Annotated in this window: 13 protein-coding genes; 11 read left to right on the top strand and 2 right to left on the bottom strand. The window is 45.3% G+C overall.

Going from position 1 to position 20,299, the window contains the following annotated elements:
- The first annotated feature begins 2 nt into the window (after nucleotides 1–2).
- From R2J37_RS11310 to hemW, 4 genes are all read left to right on the top strand, one after another.
- Entirely contained in the window at nucleotides 3–2,255 is a 2,253-nt protein-coding gene (locus R2J37_RS11310) for a DNA internalization-related competence protein ComEC/Rec2 (RefSeq protein WP_316265058.1), read from the top strand.
- Between the two features lie 39 nt (nucleotides 2,256–2,294).
- The gene (holA, locus tag R2J37_RS11305; RefSeq protein ID WP_230107600.1) at nucleotides 2,295–3,278 is read left to right on the top strand and encodes a DNA polymerase III subunit delta; all 984 of its coding nucleotides are present in this window, start codon (nucleotides 2,295–2,297) and stop codon (nucleotides 3,276–3,278) included.
- 146 nt (nucleotides 3,279–3,424) lie between these two features.
- Nucleotides 3,425–5,239, top strand: a complete 1,815-nt coding sequence (gene lepA / locus R2J37_RS11300) for a translation elongation factor 4 (protein WP_316267036.1) — start codon at nucleotides 3,425–3,427, stop codon at nucleotides 5,237–5,239.
- Between the two features lie 106 nt (nucleotides 5,240–5,345).
- Nucleotides 5,346–6,446 (top strand): radical SAM family heme chaperone HemW, encoded by a 1,101-nt coding sequence (hemW, locus tag R2J37_RS11295; RefSeq protein WP_256195423.1) that lies wholly within the window; start codon nucleotides 5,346–5,348, stop codon nucleotides 6,444–6,446.
- A gap of 137 nt (nucleotides 6,447–6,583) precedes the next feature.
- Here the strand turns inward: hemW and R2J37_RS11290 are convergent, their stop codons facing one another.
- Complete coding sequence (locus tag R2J37_RS11290) at nucleotides 6,584–8,209, bottom strand: CTP synthase (RefSeq protein WP_316265057.1); 1,626 nt, start codon at nucleotides 8,207–8,209, stop codon at nucleotides 6,584–6,586.
- A gap of 42 nt (nucleotides 8,210–8,251) precedes the next feature.
- Entirely contained in the window at nucleotides 8,252–9,745 is a 1,494-nt protein-coding gene (locus R2J37_RS11285) for a DUF1846 domain-containing protein (RefSeq protein WP_256195419.1), read from the bottom strand.
- A 159-nt stretch (nucleotides 9,746–9,904) separates the two neighbouring features.
- Between R2J37_RS11285 and ftsH the strand changes: the two genes are divergently transcribed.
- The 7 genes from ftsH to R2J37_RS11250 all read left to right on the top strand — a co-directional run bounded on the left by ftsH (nucleotide 9,905) and on the right by R2J37_RS11250 (nucleotide 20,220).
- Entirely contained in the window at nucleotides 9,905–11,968 is a 2,064-nt protein-coding gene (gene ftsH / locus R2J37_RS11280) for an ATP-dependent zinc metalloprotease FtsH (protein WP_316265056.1), read from the top strand.
- A gap of 99 nt (nucleotides 11,969–12,067) precedes the next feature.
- Nucleotides 12,068–13,906, top strand: coding sequence for an excinuclease ABC subunit UvrC (uvrC, locus tag R2J37_RS11275; RefSeq protein ID WP_316265055.1), 1,839 nt, complete (start codon nucleotides 12,068–12,070; stop codon nucleotides 13,904–13,906).
- A 44-nt stretch (nucleotides 13,907–13,950) separates the two neighbouring features.
- Nucleotides 13,951–14,874 carry an HPr(Ser) kinase/phosphatase gene (gene hprK, locus R2J37_RS11270; RefSeq protein ID WP_316265054.1) on the top strand — a complete coding sequence of 308 codons (924 nt, stop codon included), beginning with the start codon at nucleotides 13,951–13,953 and terminating at the stop codon, nucleotides 14,872–14,874.
- Between the two features lie 15 nt (nucleotides 14,875–14,889).
- Nucleotides 14,890–15,828 (top strand): ROK family glucokinase, encoded by a 939-nt coding sequence (locus R2J37_RS11265; RefSeq protein ID WP_316265053.1) that lies wholly within the window; start codon nucleotides 14,890–14,892, stop codon nucleotides 15,826–15,828.
- 106 nt (nucleotides 15,829–15,934) lie between these two features.
- Nucleotides 15,935–16,561 carry a TetR/AcrR family transcriptional regulator gene (locus R2J37_RS11260; protein ID WP_256195408.1) on the top strand — a complete coding sequence of 209 codons (627 nt, stop codon included), beginning with the start codon at nucleotides 15,935–15,937 and terminating at the stop codon, nucleotides 16,559–16,561.
- A gap of 156 nt (nucleotides 16,562–16,717) precedes the next feature.
- Complete coding sequence (locus tag R2J37_RS11255; RefSeq protein ID WP_316265050.1) at nucleotides 16,718–18,493, top strand: ABC transporter ATP-binding protein; 1,776 nt, start codon at nucleotides 16,718–16,720, stop codon at nucleotides 18,491–18,493.
- A complete protein-coding gene (locus tag R2J37_RS11250; RefSeq protein WP_316265048.1) occupies nucleotides 18,490–20,220 on the top strand; it encodes an ABC transporter ATP-binding protein in 1,731 nt (576 codons plus the stop codon). The genes R2J37_RS11255 and R2J37_RS11250 overlap by 4 nt, the downstream gene beginning before the upstream one ends.
- Nucleotides 20,221–20,299 lie beyond the last annotated feature (79 nt).

Below are 20,299 nucleotides of genomic sequence, written 5' to 3'. Positions count from 1 at the left end.
TTTTGAAAAAAAGAATATTATTTACAATATGTCTTTTCCTTTTCTGTTTGGGATTTGGGGCGGTTCATTTTGCAGGAGAATATTTCCTGGAGGAACTTCAGCCCTCCCAGACAGAGAAATATATTCCGCCTGACAGTACAGTACATCTGGAAGGGGAAGTATACCGGAAGGAAGCAAGAGAAGACTACCAGATCTTATATCTGAAAAGCAATTCTATTATCTATAATCGACCATTCAAAAACAATTCATTGCAGGAATCAAAAATACTCTTATATGATCCACAGAAAACAGCAATCAAAACAGGAAATAAGGTGCAGGCGTCAGGCAATCTGTTTTTCTTTGATGAAGCCAGAAATCCCGGGGGTTTTGATCAGAAATTCTATTATCAGAAACAAAATATCCATGCAGCCATCTGGGGAAAGGAGGTCCGCGTGACAGACCAAAAGGTTTCTTTTCTTCAAGATAAACTGGAGCAATTCCGCGACAAATGGAAAGCGTCGCTTTATGAAGCTGCGGGTGAAGAAGATGGAGGAATCTTAGCGGCCATGATCATCGGAGATAAGGCCGGGATGGATGCGGAAATAAAGGAACTCTATCAGGTCAACGGGATTGCACATATTCTTGCCATATCGGGGCTTCATCTTTCTTTTATCGGGACGGGAGTATATCAGTTTTTAAGAAAACAGACCGGCTCCTATTTGGCAGGCGGTGTGGCAGGAATGATGTTTCTGCTTCTTTATGTTATGATGATCGGTCTGACAGTGTCGGCGCTTCGGGCGCTGGTTATGTTTTTGATACGGGTGGGGGCTGATATGAGCGGACGGGCATATGACATGCTGACCTCCCTTTTGGCGGCCGCTGTTATTGTTGTGCTGTGGCAGCCGCTCTCTTATTATGACGGAGGATTCCAGATGTCTTTCGGTGCAATTCTGGGCATCTGGATTGCAGGGCAGGTACAGCGGAAGGCGGAAAAAGAAAGAGAGAAGGGGAAAAACAGCAGGAGGGAAAGCGGAAGACTTGCGGGGAAATGGAAAAGCTCACTGATGGCCAGCCTGGGTGTGCAGGCAGTTCTGCTGCCAATTACCTTATATCATTTCTTTTCCTACCCACTTTATTCGGTTTTTTTGAATCTTCTGGTCATTCCCCTTATGTCGCTGCTTCTTGTGCTGGGAGCAGGCGGCAGTCTTCTCTATTGGGTGTTTCCTCAAGGTGGCGGTGTTTTGATCTGGATCTGTAAAAGGATACTGGATCTCTATGAAATCTCCTGCAGGGCAGTGATGAGGATTCCTGCCAGTGAGATTGCTGTGGGCCGGCCGGAATTAGAAACTGTCATTTTTTACTATGGAACTGTTGCGGTGGCTCTGTGGATTTTTTTCAAACATGTGGGAAGAAGAAAGTGGGGAAGTCTGCTTTGTGTTTTTACGGCATGCGGAACTCTTATGCTGGCAGGACAGGTATCCGTATATGGGAAGACTTACATTACTGTGCTGGATGTGGGGCAGGGGGACAGCATTTTTATGAGAGGCGCAAAAGGAACCACGGTGCTTGTAGATGCCGGAAGCAGTACGGAGAAACAGATTGGAAAATATAGAATCGAGCCCTTCCTAAAGTCTCAGGGCGTGGGTCAGTTGGACTACGTATTTGTCACTCACGGGGACAGTGATCATATGAATGGAATAGAAGAAATGTTGTCCAGACAGGGCAGAGGGGTGGAGATTTCCTGCCTCATTTTTCCCGCAAGGGAGATGTGGGATGAAAAATTGGAGGCACTTGCTGCATTGGCTGAGCAATATGAAGTGAAGATTCGTACGGTGGAAAGAGGGCAGGGAATCATTTCCGGGGAGTGGAGGATTACCTGCATACAGCCGGAAGGGAAAGATAAGTTTGAAAAGGGAAATGAGGCTTCCCTCGTTTTAGATGTCAGTCTGGGAAAATTTGACCTTCTGCTGACAGGAGATGTGGAAGGAGAGGGGGAAAAGATTCTGGAAGAGCGGACCGGGAAGTCATATGATGTGCTGAAAGTGTCCCATCACGGTTCTAAAAATTCAACTTCTGCAGAATTTCTTGAGGAAGTCTCTCCGGACTATGCGCTGATTTCTGCCGGAGAAAACAACCGTTACGGCCATCCCCATCCGGATACGGTTGAGCGTCTGGAAGATCGGGGATGCAGCATATATACCACGATCAAAAACGGAGCTGTCACTATCTGTACAGATGGGAGGAAGATGGAAATACAAAGTTTCCTGCAAGAATGAGTCTAGCCAGAAACAGGAAAATCCATTATAATTGTGGGTATGAAAAGTTTAAATGAAGATATTAAGACAGGACAATTGAAAAACATGTACCTTCTCTACGGAGAGGAAGCTTATCTGAAAAAGCAGTACAAAAAAAGACTGACCCGGGCGATCATACCGGAAGGGGATACCATGAACTATTCCTATTATGAAGGGAAAGGAATTTCCATCCCGGAAATCATCGACCTGGCGGAGACTATGCCCTTCTTTTCAGACAGGAGACTGATCGTCATTGAAAATTCAGGATTTTTTAAAAATGCTTCTCCGGAGCTGGCCGACTATCTCAAGACAGCTCCGGATACTGCCTTTTTTCTTTTTATAGAAGAAGAGGTGGACAAGCGGGGAAAAATGTACAAGACGGTCAAAGAAAAAGGACGTATTACAGAACTGGGATACCAGGATGAGAAAACACTTCTTCTTTGGATCGCAGGCGCAGTGAAAAGGGAGAAGAAGAAAATCCAGGAATCCACAGCAAGACATCTGCTCTCTAAGGTGGGAACAGATATGGAGAATCTGGAAAAAGAGCTGGAGAAGCTGTTTTCTTATACTGCTTTTAAGGAAGAAATTACTGTGGAAGATGTGGACGCAGTCTGCACGACACAGATCACAGACCATATTTTTGATATGGTAGAGGCGGTCGCTATGAAACAGCAAAAGAAAGCGCTGGATTATTATTATGATCTGCTGGCCTTAAAGATACCTCCTATGAAAATCCTGGCACTTTTGACCCGGCAGTTCCGTCTTCTTATGGAGGTTAAGCTTTTGGTATCACGGGGCTATGCAAGACCTAAAGTTGCAGAAGTAACCGGACTTCACCCCTATGTGGCGGGAAAATATATGAGCCAGTGTAAAAGCTTTTCCGGAAGAGATTTAAGAGGAATCATGGAGGATGCCGCTGAAATGGAGGAAGCAGTCAAGACAGGCCGTCTGGCAGATACGATGTGTGTGGAGCTTTTTATTGTCAAGTACAGTATGAAGGATTAGGAAAGCGATTAGGAAAGAGGATTGCCAAAAGAGGCGGTATCGTGATATGATAGCCTGTGCGGGAGAATCAGCCCGCATATGAGATGGAACATTTATAAAATCAGATGAATTTGAAAAAAGAATTTGTAATGGAAGGAACGATAGAAGTGGAAGGAATTGAGCAGAGCAAAATACGTAATTTTTGTATTATTGCACACATTGATCACGGAAAATCTACACTTGCCGACCGTATTATCGAGATGACCGGACTTCTGACAAGCCGTGAGATGCAGTCTCAGGTTCTGGACAACATGGAGCTGGAAAGAGAGCGTGGAATTACGATCAAGGCCCAGGCGGTCCGTACGGTATACAAGGCAAAGGACGGAGAAGAATACATTTTTAATCTGATCGATACACCGGGACATGTGGATTTTAACTATGAGGTATCCCGCAGTCTGGCAGCCTGTGACGGTGCAATTCTTGTGGTGGACGCAGCACAGGGAGTAGAGGCCCAGACTCTGGCAAATGTGTATCTTGCATTGGACCATGATCTGGATGTGATGCCGGTTATCAACAAGGTGGATCTTCCAAGTGCGGAGCCGGAGAGAGTAATAGAAGAAATTGAAGATGTCATCGGTATTGAAGCGGAGGATGCTCCGCTGATCTCTGCAAAGACAGGCCTTAATGTGGACGAAGTGCTGGAACAGATCGTACAGAAGATTCCGGCGCCAAAAGGGGATCCGTCCGCACCTTTGCAGGCCCTTATCTTTGATTCAGTCTATGATTCCTACAGGGGAGTTATTGTTTTTTGCAGAATTAAGGAAGGAACCATCCGGAAAGGAACAACGATCCGCATGATGGCAACCAAAGCAGAGGCGGAAGTTGTTGAGGTGGGATATTTCGGAGCAGGGCAGTTTATTCCGTGCGATGAGCTGGCAGCAGGAATGGTAGGTTATTTTACAGCCAGCCTGAAGAATGTGAAAGATACCAGGGTAGGTGATACAGTTACCAATGCAGATCACCCCTGCAGTGAACCGCTTCCGGGGTATAAAAAGGTAAATCCTATGGTTTACTGTGGTATGTATCCGGCAGACGGGGCGAAATATCCGGATCTTAGGGATGCTCTGGAAAAGCTCCAGTTAAATGATGCAGCTTTGCAGTTTGAACCGGAGACGTCGGTGGCTCTTGGGTTTGGATTCCGGTGCGGATTTTTAGGACTTCTGCATTTGGAGATCGTACAGGAAAGACTGGAAAGAGAATACAATCTGGATCTGGTGACAACAGCGCCGGGAGTTGTTTACAAGGTGCATAAAACAAACGGAGAAGTGATAGAGCTGACAAACCCTTCCAATCTTCCGGATCTGTCGGAAATTGACTACATGGAAGAACCTATGGTAAAGGCGGAGATCATGGTAACATCCGAATATATCGGTTCCATCATGGAACTTTGCCAGGAGAGAAGAGGAATCTATCAGGGGATGGAGTATATGGAAGAGACAAGAGCAGTACTCCACTATCACCTGCCGCTGAATGAAATCATTTATGATTTCTTTGATGCGCTTAAATCCCGTTCACGGGGATATGCGTCCTTTGATTACGAGATGATGGGATACCAGCAGTCAGAACTGGTGAAACTGGATATTCTGATCAATAAGGAAGAAGTAGATGCCCTTTCCTTTATCGTACATGCAGGAACAGCTTATGAGCGGGGCAGAAAGATGTGCGAGAAGCTGAAGGAAGAGATACCAAGGCAGCTCTTCGAGATTCCGATCCAGGCAGCGATCGGAAGCAAGATTATTGCAAGAGAAACAGTGAAAGCCATGAGGAAAGATGTGCTTGCAAAATGTTACGGCGGTGACATCAGCCGAAAGAGAAAGCTGCTGGAAAAACAGAAAGAAGGAAAGAAGCGGATGCGCCAGGTGGGAAATGTAGAAATACCACAGAAGGCTTTTATGAGTGTGCTGAAGCTGGACGACCGTTAATGGAGGGCGGGGATTTTTTAATCCCCGTCCTTAATTAGAATCACCATATCCTTTTGAAAAGCTATTAGATTCTTTTGAAGGAAATGGAGAGGAGAGAAATAAAAATATGGCGAAAGAACTGGAATTATATATTCATATACCATTCTGTGTCAGCAAATGCAGGTACTGTGATTTTTTGTCGGCTCCGGCAGATGAAGAGGAACGGGAAAGATACGTGGAAAGCCTCTGCAGCAGGATACGATCCTGCAAAGAATTTGCAAAAGACTGGCATGTGAGCAGTATATTTGTGGGAGGAGGTACTCCTTCTCTTCTTACAGGAGAGCAGATGGGATATATTTTCAGAGACATAAGAGAAACGTTCCGGGTGGATGATATGGCGGAGATTACAGTGGAAATGAATCCGGGAACTGTCTCGGAAGAAAAGTTAAAGGCATACAGGGAAGCGGGCATTAACCGGCTCAGTATCGGTCTTCAGTCAGCCAACGATCAGGAGCTGAAATGCCTCGGAAGGATCCATACCTATGAAATGTTTGTTCATAGCTATCAGATGGCAAGAGACTGCGGATTTTCCAATATTAATGTGGACTTAATGTCAGCCATTCCGTTCCAGACTCCGGAAAGCTACGAAAAAACTCTGCGGACAGTGGCAGAGCTTGTGCCGCCTCCGGAACATATATCAGCATACAGTCTTATCATCGAAGAGGGAACGCCTTTTTATGAGCGATACGGAGAAGGAAAACATGCCGAGGAACTTCCTGCAGAGGAGGAAGAAAGGGAAATGTATGTAAGGACGAAGGAGGTTTTGGAGGAATACGGATATATCCGTTATGAAATATCCAACTATGCCAGGAGCGGATTTGCATGCAGACATAATCTGGGATACTGGAACAGGACACAGTACCTTGGCATAGGCACAGGAGCCTCCTCTTTGATCGGAAATAAAAGGTGGAGGGAAGGGGAGGAGCCGGAAATATTGACAGAAAAAGAGGAAATGGAAGAATTTATGTTTCTGGGACTTCGTAAAATGGAAGGAGTGTCCGAAACAGATTTCCGGAATGTTTTCCAGAAAGAAATGCAGGAAGTTTACGGCCTGATCCTGCAGAAGATGAAAGAGGAAGGACTCATGGAACAGGCAGGTGACAACTGGAGGCTGACAGAGCGGGGGATTGACATCAGCAATTATGTAATGAGTGAATTTTTGTTCTGAAGAGAGTGTTTGGAGAAGAGAGTATCCGGATAGAAAAGGCAGCTTATTGTAAATGGCAAAAAGAGGGTGTCCCAAAACTATGAAGTTAAAATCCATAGCCTGGGGACGCCCTCTTTCGATTATTCTTCCAGGGAAGTTTATCTTTCGTTATCTTTGCGGCTGTTCTGATATGCCAAAGCTGCCTCTACAAATCCGCGGAAAAGAGGATGCGGACGGTTGGGACGGGATTTCAGTTCAGGATGGGCCTGTGTTGCGATGAACCAGGGATGTTCCGGAATCTCTACCATCTCTACGATCCGTCCGTCAGGGGAGAGGCCGGAGAGCTTCATGCCATGACTGGTGAGATCCTCCCGGTAGTCGTTGTTGACTTCGTAGCGGTGCCGGTGCCGCTCTTTTATTTCTTCACTCTGATAAAGTCTGTATGCCTTGGAAGTTTTATCCAGGATACAGGGATATGCGCCGAGGCGGAGAGTTCCTCCAATATCTTCCACACCTACCTGGTCAGGCATGATATGGATGACAGGATGGGTGGTATCGGGATCCAGTTCAGCACTGTGGGCATCGTGGAAACCGACAACATCCCGCGCAAATTCAACGATAGCAAGCTGCATGCCAAGGCAGAGACCAAGGAACGGAACCTGATGGGTTCTTGCATAGCGGATGGCAGCAATCTTCCCGTCGATCCCGCGGCTGCCAAATCCTCCCGGTACAAGAATGCCGCTGACATCTCCAAACAGCTCGTCTGCATTGTCATCTGTCACTGTTTCAGAGTCGATCCATTTGATGTTGACGGTGGCGCGGGCAAAAATGCCGCCGTGTTTCAAGGCTTCCACCACACTGATGTATGCATCGTGGAGCTGGATATATTTGCCTACCAGAGCCACTGTAACATCGGTGTTGGGGCTTTTCAGGTAGTCCACCATTTCACGCCAGTCTTTCAGATCCGGCTGCGGGCAGTCCAGATGGAGACATTCGCAGACAACCTCGGCAAGATGCTCTTTTTCCATTGCAAGAGGCGCTTCGTACAGATATTCCACATCCAAATTTTGAAGAACATGCTCTGCAGGGACATTACAGAACAAAGCGATCTTGTCCTTGATGGATTGATCCAGAGGGTATTCGGAACGGCAGACAATGATATCCGGCCAGATTCCCATACCCTGAAGATCCTTGACGCTTGCCTGGGTAGGTTTTGTTTTCATTTCCTGGGAAGCCCGCAGGTAGGGGATCAATGTAACATGGATCAAAATGACATTTTCCCTGCCCCTTTCGTGCTGAAACTGCCGAATAGCTTCCAGGAAGGGCTGGCTTTCGATATCGCCGACAGTGCCTCCCACTTCAATTATGGCAATTTCCGTATTTTTTGCTGCAGGATTACGATAGAAACGGCTCTTGATCTCATTGGTGATATGAGGGATAACCTGAACGGTTCCTCCGCCGAAATCCCCACGGCGCTCCTTGTGGAGTACGGACCAGTAGATCTTTCCGGTTGTGACATTGGAATTTTTGGTAAGACTTTCGTCAATGAAACGTTCATAGTGTCCGAGATCCAAATCCGTTTCGGCGCCGTCGTCTGTGACAAACACTTCTCCATGCTGTACAGGATTCATGGTACCCGGATCGATATTGATATAGGGATCGAATTTCTGCATTGTCACCGTATATCCTCTGGCTTTCAGCAGTCTTCCAAGAGAAGCAGCTGTTATGCCTTTTCCCAGTCCTGAAACAACACCGCCTGTAACAAATACGTATTTTACTGCCATAATATCCTCCTTTTGAAACCAAACTACTTTTAAAAAAATATATTATACAGCTTTTTCGTCAGAAAATACAGCTTTTTTTTCATATTTTGGCTCAAAAGTTGCCTGAATGGCTAATTTTTTAAACTGATTAATGTCAACTGCGCTCAGCATGACCGAGGTGTGAGCCTGGCATCCTTTTAATTTTGGAAGCTGCTCCAGAGCTTTTTGCGCCTGCCTATCTGTTGCCGCACTGATGGACAGGGCGATCAGAACCTCATCTGTGTGCAGCCGGGGATTCTGGCTTCCAAGATAATCAACCTTCAGCTTCTGGATCGGCTCAATGGCAGAAGGCGAGATGACATGGCAGTCATGGTCAATGCCGGCCAGTTCTTTCAGAGCATTCAGAAGAAGAGCAGCGGATGCACCGAGAAGACTGCTTGTCTTGCCGGTTACGATATGCCCGTCAGGAAGTTCCAGGGCAGCGGCAGGCGCATTGGTGGCTTCGGCGCGCTCGAGAGCGGCATCCACTACCGGACGGTCATGGACCGTGATGCCGGTCTGGCTCATCAGCATTTCGATCTTACGGACTTCATCCTGAGAGCAGGATCCCATGATAAAGCGGTCCATTGTATCATAGTATCGTCTGATGATTTCCTGAAGAGAAGCCTGTCGGCATACCTCGTCATCACAGATACAATTTCCCGCCATGTTGACGCCCATATCTGTAGGGGACTTATATGGATTTTTTCCATAAATCCGCTCAAAGATGGCGCTTAAAACAGGGAAAATTTCAATGTCCCGGTTGTAGTTTACCGTTGTTTCTCCATATGCTTCCAGATGGAAAGGATCGATCATATTTACATCGTTCAGATCAGCTGTGGCAGCCTCATAAGCAAGGTTGACCGGGTGCTTTAACGGAATGTTCCAGATAGGGAAAGTCTCAAACTTGGCATATCCGGCGTGGATTCCTCTCTTATGTTCATGATAAAGCTGAGAAAGACAGGTGGCCATTTTTCCGCTGCCGGGGCCCGGCGCTGTCACTACAACGAGAGGACGTTCTGTCTCAATGTAATCATTCTTGCCGTATCCTTCATCACTGACAATGAACGGGACATTTCCCGGATAACCAGGTATAACATAATGAAGATAGACCCGGATGCCAAGGCGTTCCAGGCGGGCTTTGAAAAGATCAGCGCTGCTTTGTCCACAGTACTGTGTGATGACAACGCTGCCCACATAAAGGCCGGCATGCATAAATTCTTTCCGAAGCCGGAGAACATCAGAATCATAGGTTATGCCAAGATCTCCACGGACTTTGTTGCTTTCGATATCTCCCGCGCTTATGACGATCACGATTTCCGCCTGGTCTGCCAGCTGCTTTAAAAGACGGAGTTTGCTGTCAGGCTGGAAGCCGGGAAGTACCCGGGAAGCGTGATAATCATCAAACAGTTTGCCGCCAAACTCCAGATACAGCTTGTTGTCAAACTGTGCGATCCGGTCACGAATGTGGGAAGACTGCATTTTCAAGTACTTATCATTGTCAAATCCAATTTTCATTTGTGTATCCCCTTTTACTGCTCCGCACTACTTGGGCGGAGAAAATATTTTCCTCACAAGTATACTACAGGGAAGTGCGAGTTTACAATCTTTTCATAATGTTTTTATTGATTTTAAAAGTATGGATACTTATAATAAGAGAAGTACAGGAGGACAAATATGGATAACCAGAATAATCAGAACAGAAATAATAATCAGGACCCGGGCCGCAATAACCGGCAGGGCATTTCTTTTATTCTTTTAGTGACCCTGATCACTTCCATCGTGGTACTGGTTTTGTTCCAGCTGCAGGGCATGGGAAATGCAGAAGAAATTTCCTATAACAGATTTCTGCAGATGGTAGACGACGGAAAGATCGAGAAGGTTGAAATAGGAAGCAGTCAGATCACTATCACAGCCAAAAAAGATACGGACAGTCCGACACAGCAGCAGTATTATACAGGGACCGTCAATGACGATAAGCTGATAGACAGACTTCTGGATGCAGGAGTTGAAGTATCCCAGGAGATTCCGGACACCACTTCAGCAGTGATTTTGAATCTGATTTTTACGTTCGTGCCGATTGCCTGCCTTGTGGGCCTGTTCGTGTGGTTTACGCGGAAAATGTCTAAAGGCGGCGGAATGATGGGCATTGGAAAGAGTAATGCCAAAATGTATGTAGAAAAAGAAACAGGCGTAACCTTTCAGGATGTTGCCGGTCAGGATGAAGCAAAGGAATCACTGCAGGAGGTCGTGGATTTCCTGCACAATCCGGGAAGATATACCAGTGTCGGGGCAAAACTGCCGAAGGGAGCTCTTCTTGTAGGACCGCCGGGAACAGGAAAAACTCTTCTGGCCAAGGCGGTTGCGGGAGAAGCAAAGGTACCGTTTTTTTCTCTTTCCGGTTCTGCCTTTGTGGAAATGTATGTGGGTGTCGGAGCATCCAGAGTGCGTGATCTCTTTAAGCAGGCACAGCAGATGGCTCCCTGCATTATCTTTATTGATGAGATTGATGCGATCGGAAAGAGCCGTGATAATCAACTGGGAGGAAATGATGAGCGTGAGCAGACTCTGAATCAGCTCCTGGCAGAGATGGATGGATTTGATACAAATAAAGGACTCCTTCTTCTTGCAGCGACGAACCGTCCGGAAATACTGGATCCGGCTCTGCTTCGTCCGGGACGGTTTGACCGCCGTATCATTGTAGAAAGACCGGATCTGAAGGGAAGGATCGACGTCCTGAAGGTACATTCCAAGGACGTCAGAATGGATGAAACAGTAGATCTGGAAGCAATTGCCCTTGCTACATCAGGTGCAGTCGGATCTGATCTTGCAAATATGATCAACGAGGCTGCCATCAATGCCGTAAAGCATGGAAGAAACGCTGTATCGCAGAGCGACCTTTTTGAGGCGGTGGAAGTGGTGCTTGTGGGTAAGGAGAAAAAAGACCGGATCATGAGCCAGGAAGAGCGAAGGATCGTTTCTTATCACGAAGTTGGCCACGCGTTGGTAAGCGCGCTTCAAAAGGATGCCGAACCGGTTCAGAAGATCACCATTGTTCCAAGAACAATGGGAGCGCTGGGATATGTAATGCAGACTCCCGAAGAAGAAAAATTCCTTAATACAAAGAAAGAACTGGAGGCAATGCTGGTGGGAATGCTGGCCGGCCGTGCAGCGGAGGAGATTGTTTTTGATACAGTAACTACCGGAGCCTCTAATGATATTGAAAAGGCTACCAGTATTGCAAGAGCTATGATCACGCAGTACGGAATGAGCAGTAAATTCGGTCTGATCGGCTTGGAATCTATTCAAAACCGTTACCTGGACGGCAGACCGGTCATGAACTGCGGACAGGAGACGGCTTCCGAAATTGACAGGGAAGTTATGGTCATGCTGAAGTCATCTTATGAGGAAGCAAAACGACTCCTCAGTGAACATAGAGAAGCCTTGGATAAGATTGCAGCATTCCTGATCGAAAAGGAGACGATTACAGGAAAAGAATTTATGAAGATCTTCTATGAAGTAGAAGGTATTGATCCGGAGGAAAAGAAAGCTCCGGAGCAAAGAGTTGCTCTCAAGCTTACGGCGCCGGAAACTGACACAGAAAAGAAAAGTACTGATCTGCCGGCAGATGCAGTGCCGGAAGAGAACGCTGACACGGAAAATGAAATAAAGGCAGCAGAGACAACAGCGGCTGAAGCGGAAGCGGTTGGCGAAGAAGCTAAAGAAGAAACAGAACAGTAAGAGAAATGCAAGCGCCCCTGTGCGGTATGGTATGAGAAGAAAACGGGATACCGCACAGGGGTTTTACAATGTCTGTTTCCGGAAAGGAGGAAGGAAACCGTGTTCGATATACAGGAAGAATTGAAAAAGCTTCCGGGCAAACCGGGCGTCTATCTGATGCATGACGAGAAGGATGAGATTATTTATGTCGGGAAAGCAATCAGTCTGAAAAACCGGGTACGCCAGTATTTCCAGACAAGCCGCAGCAAAGGGGTTAAGATAGACCAGATGGTGACCCACATCACAAGATTTGAGTATATTGTGACAGATTCAGAGCTGGAAGCGTTGGTGCTGGAGTGTAATCTGATCAAGGAGTATCGCCCGAAATATAATACTATGCTCATGGATGACAAGACCTACCCTTTTATTAAAGTGACGGTAGACGAGCCTTTTCCCCGCATTATGATGGCCCGGCGTATGGCAAAAGACAAGGCAAAATATTTCGGCCCATATACAAGTGCGGGAGCGGTCAAAGATACCATTGAGCTGATCCGGAAGATTTATAAGGTAAGGAGCTGCAACAGAAGACTTCCCAGAGATACAGGGAAAGAGCGCCCCTGTCTGAATTATCATATCCATCAGTGCGACGCTCCCTGTCAGGGGTATGTATCTCAGGAGGACTATCGGCGTTCCATTGATGAAGTACTGCGGTTTCTGAATGGAAATTTTGACAGTATTTTGAAGGAGCTGGAGCAGAAAATGATGCGGGCTTCAGAAAATATGGAATTTGAGAAAGCCATTGAATACCGTGAATTGTTAGGAAGTGTAAAGAAAATTTCACAGAAACAGAAAATAACAGACACTGCCGGAAACGACAGAGATATCATGGCAATGGCAGCAGATCAGAGCGATGCGGTTGTCCAGGTGTTCTTTATACGAGGTGGAAGGCTGATCGGCAGAGATCACTTTTATTTGAAGATTATGGAAGGAGAGCTTCCGGGAGAGATTCTATCCAGTTTTATCAAGCAGTTTTACGCAGGCACTCCCTATATTCCTTCTGAACTCATGCTGCCGCAGGAAATAGAGGATACGGAAGTTCTGGAAGAATGGCTTTCACAGAAAAGAGGGCATAAGGTACAGATCAAGGTCCCTAAGAAGGGTACAAAAGAGAAGCTGGTGGAGCTGGCTGCAAGGAATGCGCAGCTTGTTCTCCAGACAGACCGGGAGAGGCTGAAAAGAGAAGAGGGAAGAACGATCGGAGCGGTCAAAGAAATTGCGAAACTCCTCGGACTGGAAAATATCGTGCGCATGGAAGCTTATGACATTTCCAATATCAGTGGCTTTGCTTCCGTGGGATCCATGGTTGTCTATGAAAAAGGCAGGCCGAAGAAGAATGATTACCGTAAATTTAAGATTAAGAGCGTGCAGGGACCAGACGATTATGCCAGCATGGAAGAAGTGCTGACACGCCGTTTTCGTCATGGATTGGAAGAAAAGAAGGAAGGCAGGGAAGGAGGAAGTTTTACGGCTTTCCCGGATCTTATTCTCATGGATGGAGGAAAAGGGCAGGTCAATATTGCGCTTCAGGTTCTTGATAACCTGCATCTTACCATTCCGGTGTGCGGCATGGTAAAGGACGATAATCATCGGACAAGGGGATTGTATTTTGACAACAAAGAAATTCCCATTGACAGAAATTCAGAGGGGTTCAAGCTGATTACCAGGATTCAGGATGAAGCCCACAGATTTGCGATTGAATTTCACCGCAAGCTAAGAAGTAAGGAGCAGGTACACTCTGTGCTGGATGATATCCCCGGAGTAGGGCCTGCGAGGAGAAAGGATCTTATGAAGCATTTTGCCAGTCTGGATGAGATACGGGCGGCAACGGTAGAAGATTTGAAAAGGCTGCCCAGTATGAATGAAAAATCCGCAGAAGAGGTGTATCAGTTTTTTCACTGATGTGTTATACTGAGCACTATAAAAAGTAGTAAAGGAGATAGATTATGTCTAAAGTTGAGATGCAGAGGATCGTAGAAAAAATGAATCTGAAAAATCTGACTCCGGATGTGGATCTGACAGATAAATATGTAGTTGTTCCGGACATCAATCGTCCGGCATTGCAGCTGGCAGGGTTTTTTGAACATTTTGCTGCGGAGAGGGTACAGATTATCGGATATGTAGAACATACATTTCTGGAACAGATGGAAAAGGAGGCAAAAACGAAAGTATATGACACACTTTTCTCTTACAAGATTCCGTGTATTATTTTTTGCCGTGCATTGAAGCCGGATCCGGAACTTCTGGAAAAAGCGAATGAAATGCAGATACCGGTTTTTTCCACAGAAATACAGACTTCTGCTTTTACGGCTGAGATCATTCGATGGCTGAATGTACAGCTGGCGCCATGTATTTCTATCCATGGAGTCCTTGTGGATGTTTATGGCGTCGGTGTACTGATCATGGGAGAGAGCGGGATCGGAAAGAGTGAATCCGCTTTGGAACTGGTAAAAAGGGGACACCGGCTTGTCAGTGATGATGTGGTGGAGATCCGCAAAGTAAGTGACGACACTCTGGTAGGTTCGGCGCCTGATATTACGAGAAACTTTATTGAGCTTAGAGGAATCGGCATCGTAGATGTAAAGACATTGTATGGTGTGCAGAGCGTCAGAGAGACACAGAATATAGATCTGGTCATTACTCTTGAGGACTGGAACAAAGAAACGGATTACGACAGGCTTGGAATGGAAGAAGAGTATACGTCCTTCCTTGGAAACAAAGTCGTATGCCATCAGATACCGATCCGTCCGGGAAGAAATCTGGCGATCATTGTAGAGACGGCAGCGATCAACCACAGACAGAAGCAAATGGGATATAATGCGGCGCAGGAGCTTTATAAGCGTGTGCAGAGAAATTTAGCGAAAAAATAGACAGGAGCAGATGGAATGAAGAAGTATTGTTTTGGAGTGGATGTTGGGGGAACAACCGTTAAAATGGGATTGTTTTCCACAGAAGGAGAATTGTTTGATAAATGGGAGATCAAGACCCGCACAGAAAATGGAGGAGAGGCCGTCCTTCCTGATATCGTAGATGCCATTTTCGGTAAAATGGAGGAAAGAGGAATCAGGAAAGAGGATGTGGAAGGAGTCGGCGTCGGAGTTCCAGCACCGGTAAATGAGCAGGGAATCATCAAGGACAGCGCTAATATCGGCTGGGGATATAAGGAAGTGAAGAGGGAAATCGAGGAACTTCTTGGGGGTATCCGTGCTGAGATCGGAAACGATGCAAATGTGGCAGCTTTGGGAGAGATGTGGCTTGGAGCCGGAAAAGGCTGCAGTGATATGATCATGGTGACTCTTGGAACCGGTGTCGGAGGAGGAGTTATCACCCATGGAAAAGTCATTGTGGGAGCAAACGGTGCAGGAGGCGAGATCGGTCATCTCTGTGTCAACAGTGAGGAGACAGAAAGGTGCGGATGCGGTAAAAAAGGCTGTCTGGAACAATATGCCTCTGCTACAGGTATTGCACGTCTTGCAGGAAAATATCTGGAACATTATGATGGACAGACCTTACTCTCATCAAAGAGCATCAGTGCAAAGACGGTTTTTGACGCTGTGAAAGAGGGAGACAAGGTGGCAGTTGAGATCGCAGAGAAATTTGGAAGATACCTGGGATGTGCGCTGGCTAATCTTGCAGTAATTACAGATCCGGCTGTCATTGTAATTGGAGGCGGAGTATCAAAAGCCGGACCGGTTCTCCTCCCATTCATTGAGAAACCTTTCCGGGAGAGTGCATTTTTTGCAAATCAGGACACGAAGTTTGTTCTTGCAACTCTTGGAAATGATGCAGGGATATGCGGTGCGGCCAGACTGATCATAGAGTAATGGACCGGCGTTTCAAAGAGAAATGTTCAATCAGCTATTGACATTTCTCTTTTTTATCTGTAAAATATAACAGTGATATATAACAATGTTATATCCGGAGAGAATTATGAGTGAGAATGAGAAGACAACTTTAAATTTAATACAAAGAGCTGCCAGGCAGGAATTTCTTGAAAAAGGTTTCCGATCTGCTTCTTTGCGGAATATTGCCAGAGCAGCAGGTGTTACGACAGGTGCACTTTATGGGTACTATGGAAGTAAAGAGGAGCTGTTTGCGTCATTGGTCGAAGAACAATATGATTATTTTATGAATTGTTTCTGCAATGCCCAGAAGGAATTTGCAGATTTACCGGAAGAAAAACAGCCGGAAAATCTTAGTACAGTTTCCGGCGGATGTATGTACGATATGCTTCTATATGCTTATAAATATCTGGATGAATTTAAACTGATTCTCTGCCATTCAGAGGGGACGCGTTTTTCAAAACTTATCGATAAAATGGTAGAAATCGAAACAAAAGGAACTCGCGACTATATGGAAGTGCTTAAAAAATTAGGAAGACCGTCGCCTCCTATTGACGAAAGATTGGAACATATATTGATTACAGGGATGTTCAATACATTTTTTGAATTGATCATACATGAAATGCCGCTTGAAGAGGCAGAGCATTATTTAAAAGAAATGAGAGATTTCTATACTGCCGGATGGATGAAAATTATGGGACAGCAGGTAATTTGAGTCTGTAGTTTTGAATAATGGAAGGCGAGAGCTTTCCATTATATTTGATACATTAGTTAGTATAAACTAACTAAAATACGAAACAACTAACTGGAGATATTAGAGAATAATAAATTTATTCTCATATCATAAAAATATTTTCAAGGAGGGTTTTTCATGAAAAAACAGTCTAATTTATCAAGATTGATGAGCTATGCCGGAAGACATAAGATACTGACCTATCTTTCCTGGATATTATCAGTTATAAGTGCGCTTCTGGCACTTGTACCTTTCTGGTACATATGGCGTATCATCCACGACATACTGGAAGTGTCTCCCGACTTTTCACGGGCATACAGTATTACTCATTATGGCTGGCAGGCAGTAGGATTCGCGGTGATATCTGTTATTGTCTATATAGCGGCTCTGATGTGTTCGCATATCAGTGCATTTAGGGTTGCATCCAATATCCGGAAAGAACTGATGCGCCATATCACCGCACTTCCTCTTGGTGTGACGGAAAAATACGGAAGCGGGAAGCTTAGGAGGATTGTGAATACATCCAGCAGTGCAACTGAAAACTATCTTGCACACAGACTTCCTGATAAGGCCGGCGCCGTTGCAACACCTGCAGGACTGCTTTTTCTGCTTGTTGTCTTTGATTGGAGACTGGGACTCTTAAGCCTGATACCGGTTGTTCTTGGCTTTTTGATCATGATGAAAATGACCGGAAAAAATATGGAGCAGAAAATGGAAGAATATCAAAATGCACTTTCAGATATGTCTAATGAGGCTGTTGAATATGTGCGGGGAATACCGGTAGTAAAAACGTTCGGACAGACAATTTTTTCGTTTAAACGATTCAAAGGAACTATTGACAATTATGAAAAGTGGGTTATCGCATACACAAAGGCTTTGCGGCTTCCTATGATGTTTTATACGACTGCTATCAATGGAGTATTTGCTTTTCTGATCGCTGGGGGAATTATTTTTGCAAGAGGGGGAGTAACGGATACACTGCTTTTAAACCTTATTTTCTATATCATTATTACTCCGGTAATTGGAACGACATTGACAAAAATTATGTTTATGAGCGAGGATGCGATGATCGTAAATGACGCGATAAACAGAATTGATGAGGTGCTGAAGGAAAAACCTCTGCCGGAATGCAGAAAAGTGCAGGAACCCTTTAACTATTCTATTACATTGGAAGAAGTAAGCTACAGCTATGATGGAAAGAAAAATGCATTGGATCATATCTCTCTTTCTATCGGGCAGGGACAGAAGGCAGCTTTGGTAGGTCCATCGGGAGGTGGAAAGACAACTCTTGCCAATATTGTGACAAGATTTTTTGATCCGCAGAAGGGACGGATCTTGATAGGGAATGTCGATATACGAGATATTCCGAAAGAAGTACTTATGAATAAAATATCTTTTGTATTTCAGAACAGCCGCTTGATCAAGGACTCTATTCTGGAGAATGTACGTATGGGAAAACCCAACGCATCGCGAGAGGAAGTTATACAGGCTCTGGATGCGGCACAGTGCATGGATATTATTGAAAAACTGCCGGATGGAATAGATACTGTTGTCGGTACAAACGGTGTATATCTGTCAGGTGGCGAGCAGCAGAGAATTGCAATTGCGAGGGCTATTTTAAAGAATGCACCTATTCTGATCCTGGATGAGGCCACTGCATTTGCGGACCCAGATAATGAAGTACGGGTAGGGCAGGCATTATCGGTTCTCTCAAAAGGAAAAACAGTAATAATGATCGCACACAGACTCTCTTCTATTACCGATGCAGACTGCATTTATGTACTGAGGGATGGGAAAATTGCTGAGAGTGGCACGCATGAAGAATTGATCGCGCAAAATGGAATATTTACTCATATGTGGAAAAATTATTCGGAAGCGGCGAAGTGGAAAATTGCAAAGGAGGTAAGTCTATGATTCGGATATTACAGAAACGATTTGCATTATCAAGACAGGGAGCTGTGGATTTGATAAAAGGGTGCCTTGCATGCGTGGTACAGGATATCTCCTTCATGCTGCCTGTCGGACTCCTGTATTTTCTGGTTATTGATATGATGAATGGAGGAGTAAATGGACAACGCACAGCTTTTTATGGGATAGGTATTGTGATTTGCCTTGCAGTTATATTTATTGCTGCCTGGTTTCAATATAATGCGACTTACCTGGCAACTTATGTGGAAAGCGGAGTCAGGCGTGTTACTCTGGCAGAAAAGCTTCGGAAAATTCCGCTGTCCTTTTTCGGGAAAAAGGATCTTGCAGATCTGACGAATTCTATTATGGGAGACTGTGCCACTCTTGAAACGGCATTTTCACATTATGTTCCCGCTCTGGCAGGATCGATTATTTCTACAACATTTATTTCGCTGTGCCTTTTTGCCTATGACTGGCGGATGGCTTTGGCAGCAGTTTGGGTTTTGCCGGTTGCCTTTGCGATCACACTTTTTTCAGCGAGGATCCAGGAATATTTCAACAGAAAGTCAGTAACTGCCAATGTAGCTCTTGAAAAGGGAGTGCAGGAGTGCATCGAAACATTACAGGACTTAAAGGCAAATAACGCGGAAAAAAGGTATTTGAAAGGTCTGTATAAGAAAATCGACGATGTGGAAAAAAGACATATTATTACAGAACTTGGAACTGCTTTGTTTGTTGTTTCAGCCACATTAATTTTAAAGTTCGGTATTGCCACAGTCGCTCTCACAGGATCAGTGCTTCTGATTCGCGGTGAGATTGATATTCCACTGTTCTTTATGTTTCTGCTTGTTGCCTCCAGGCTGTATGCTCCTCTGGAAGGGGCACTGCAAAATCTGGCGGCCGTTATCTCTACAAGGACGAATATTAACCGGATGAATGAAATTCTTGATCATCCGGTTCAAGGGGGCAGCAGCAGTCTGACAAATAAAGGATATGATATTGTATTCGATCATGTGGGATTTGCTTACAACATGGGAGAAACCGTTCTGGAAGATGTATCGTTTACTGCGAAGCAGGGAGAAGTGACGGCTCTGGTAGGTCCGTCAGGTGGAGGAAAGACCACAGTCTCCCGGCTTGCAGCGCGGTTCTGGGATGTCAGCAAAGGAAAAATTACGGTCGGGGGGATGGATATATCGGAAATAGATCCGGAAGCTTTACTGTCGCTGTACTCTATTGTATTCCAGGATGTTACGTTGTTTAATAATACTATTATGGAAAATATCAGGATAGGAAGAAAAGATGCAACAGACGAAGAAGTGCTTGTAGCTGCACAAATGGCAAACTGTGAGGAATTTGCCGGGAAGCTTCCGGATGGTTATAATAGTATGATCGGAGAAAACGGATGCGAGTTGTCCGGCGGCGAAAGGCAGCGGATTTCCATAGCCCGGGCTTTCCTGAAAAATGCACCTGTCATTTTATTGGATGAGGCCACTGCAAGTCTCGATGTGGAAAATGAAACTTTGATACAGTCCGCTTTGTCGAGATTAATAAAAGATAAAACAGTGCTTGTAATTGCACATCGCATGCGAACAGTAAGCGGGGCAGACAAGGTTGTTGTGCTTTCCGGCGGCAAGGTGGCGGAACAGGGAACGCCTGGCATACTTATGGAGAAAGGGGAAATTTATCCTCATATGGTAAAACTACAGATGCTAAGCCAAAAGTGGAGTATCTGAATACAGCGTATAGGTTAATAAAAAATCAAAGGGACAAGAAATTTCTTTCTGTCCCTTTGATTTTTTATAATCCGCTTTT

Source organism: Claveliimonas bilis (genome assembly GCF_030296775.1).
Classification (GTDB): Bacteria; Bacillota; Clostridia; order Lachnospirales; family Lachnospiraceae; genus Claveliimonas; species Claveliimonas bilis.
The sequence above is the reverse complement of the archived record's forward strand: the minus strand, read 5'-3'. Positions and strand labels throughout refer to the sequence as shown.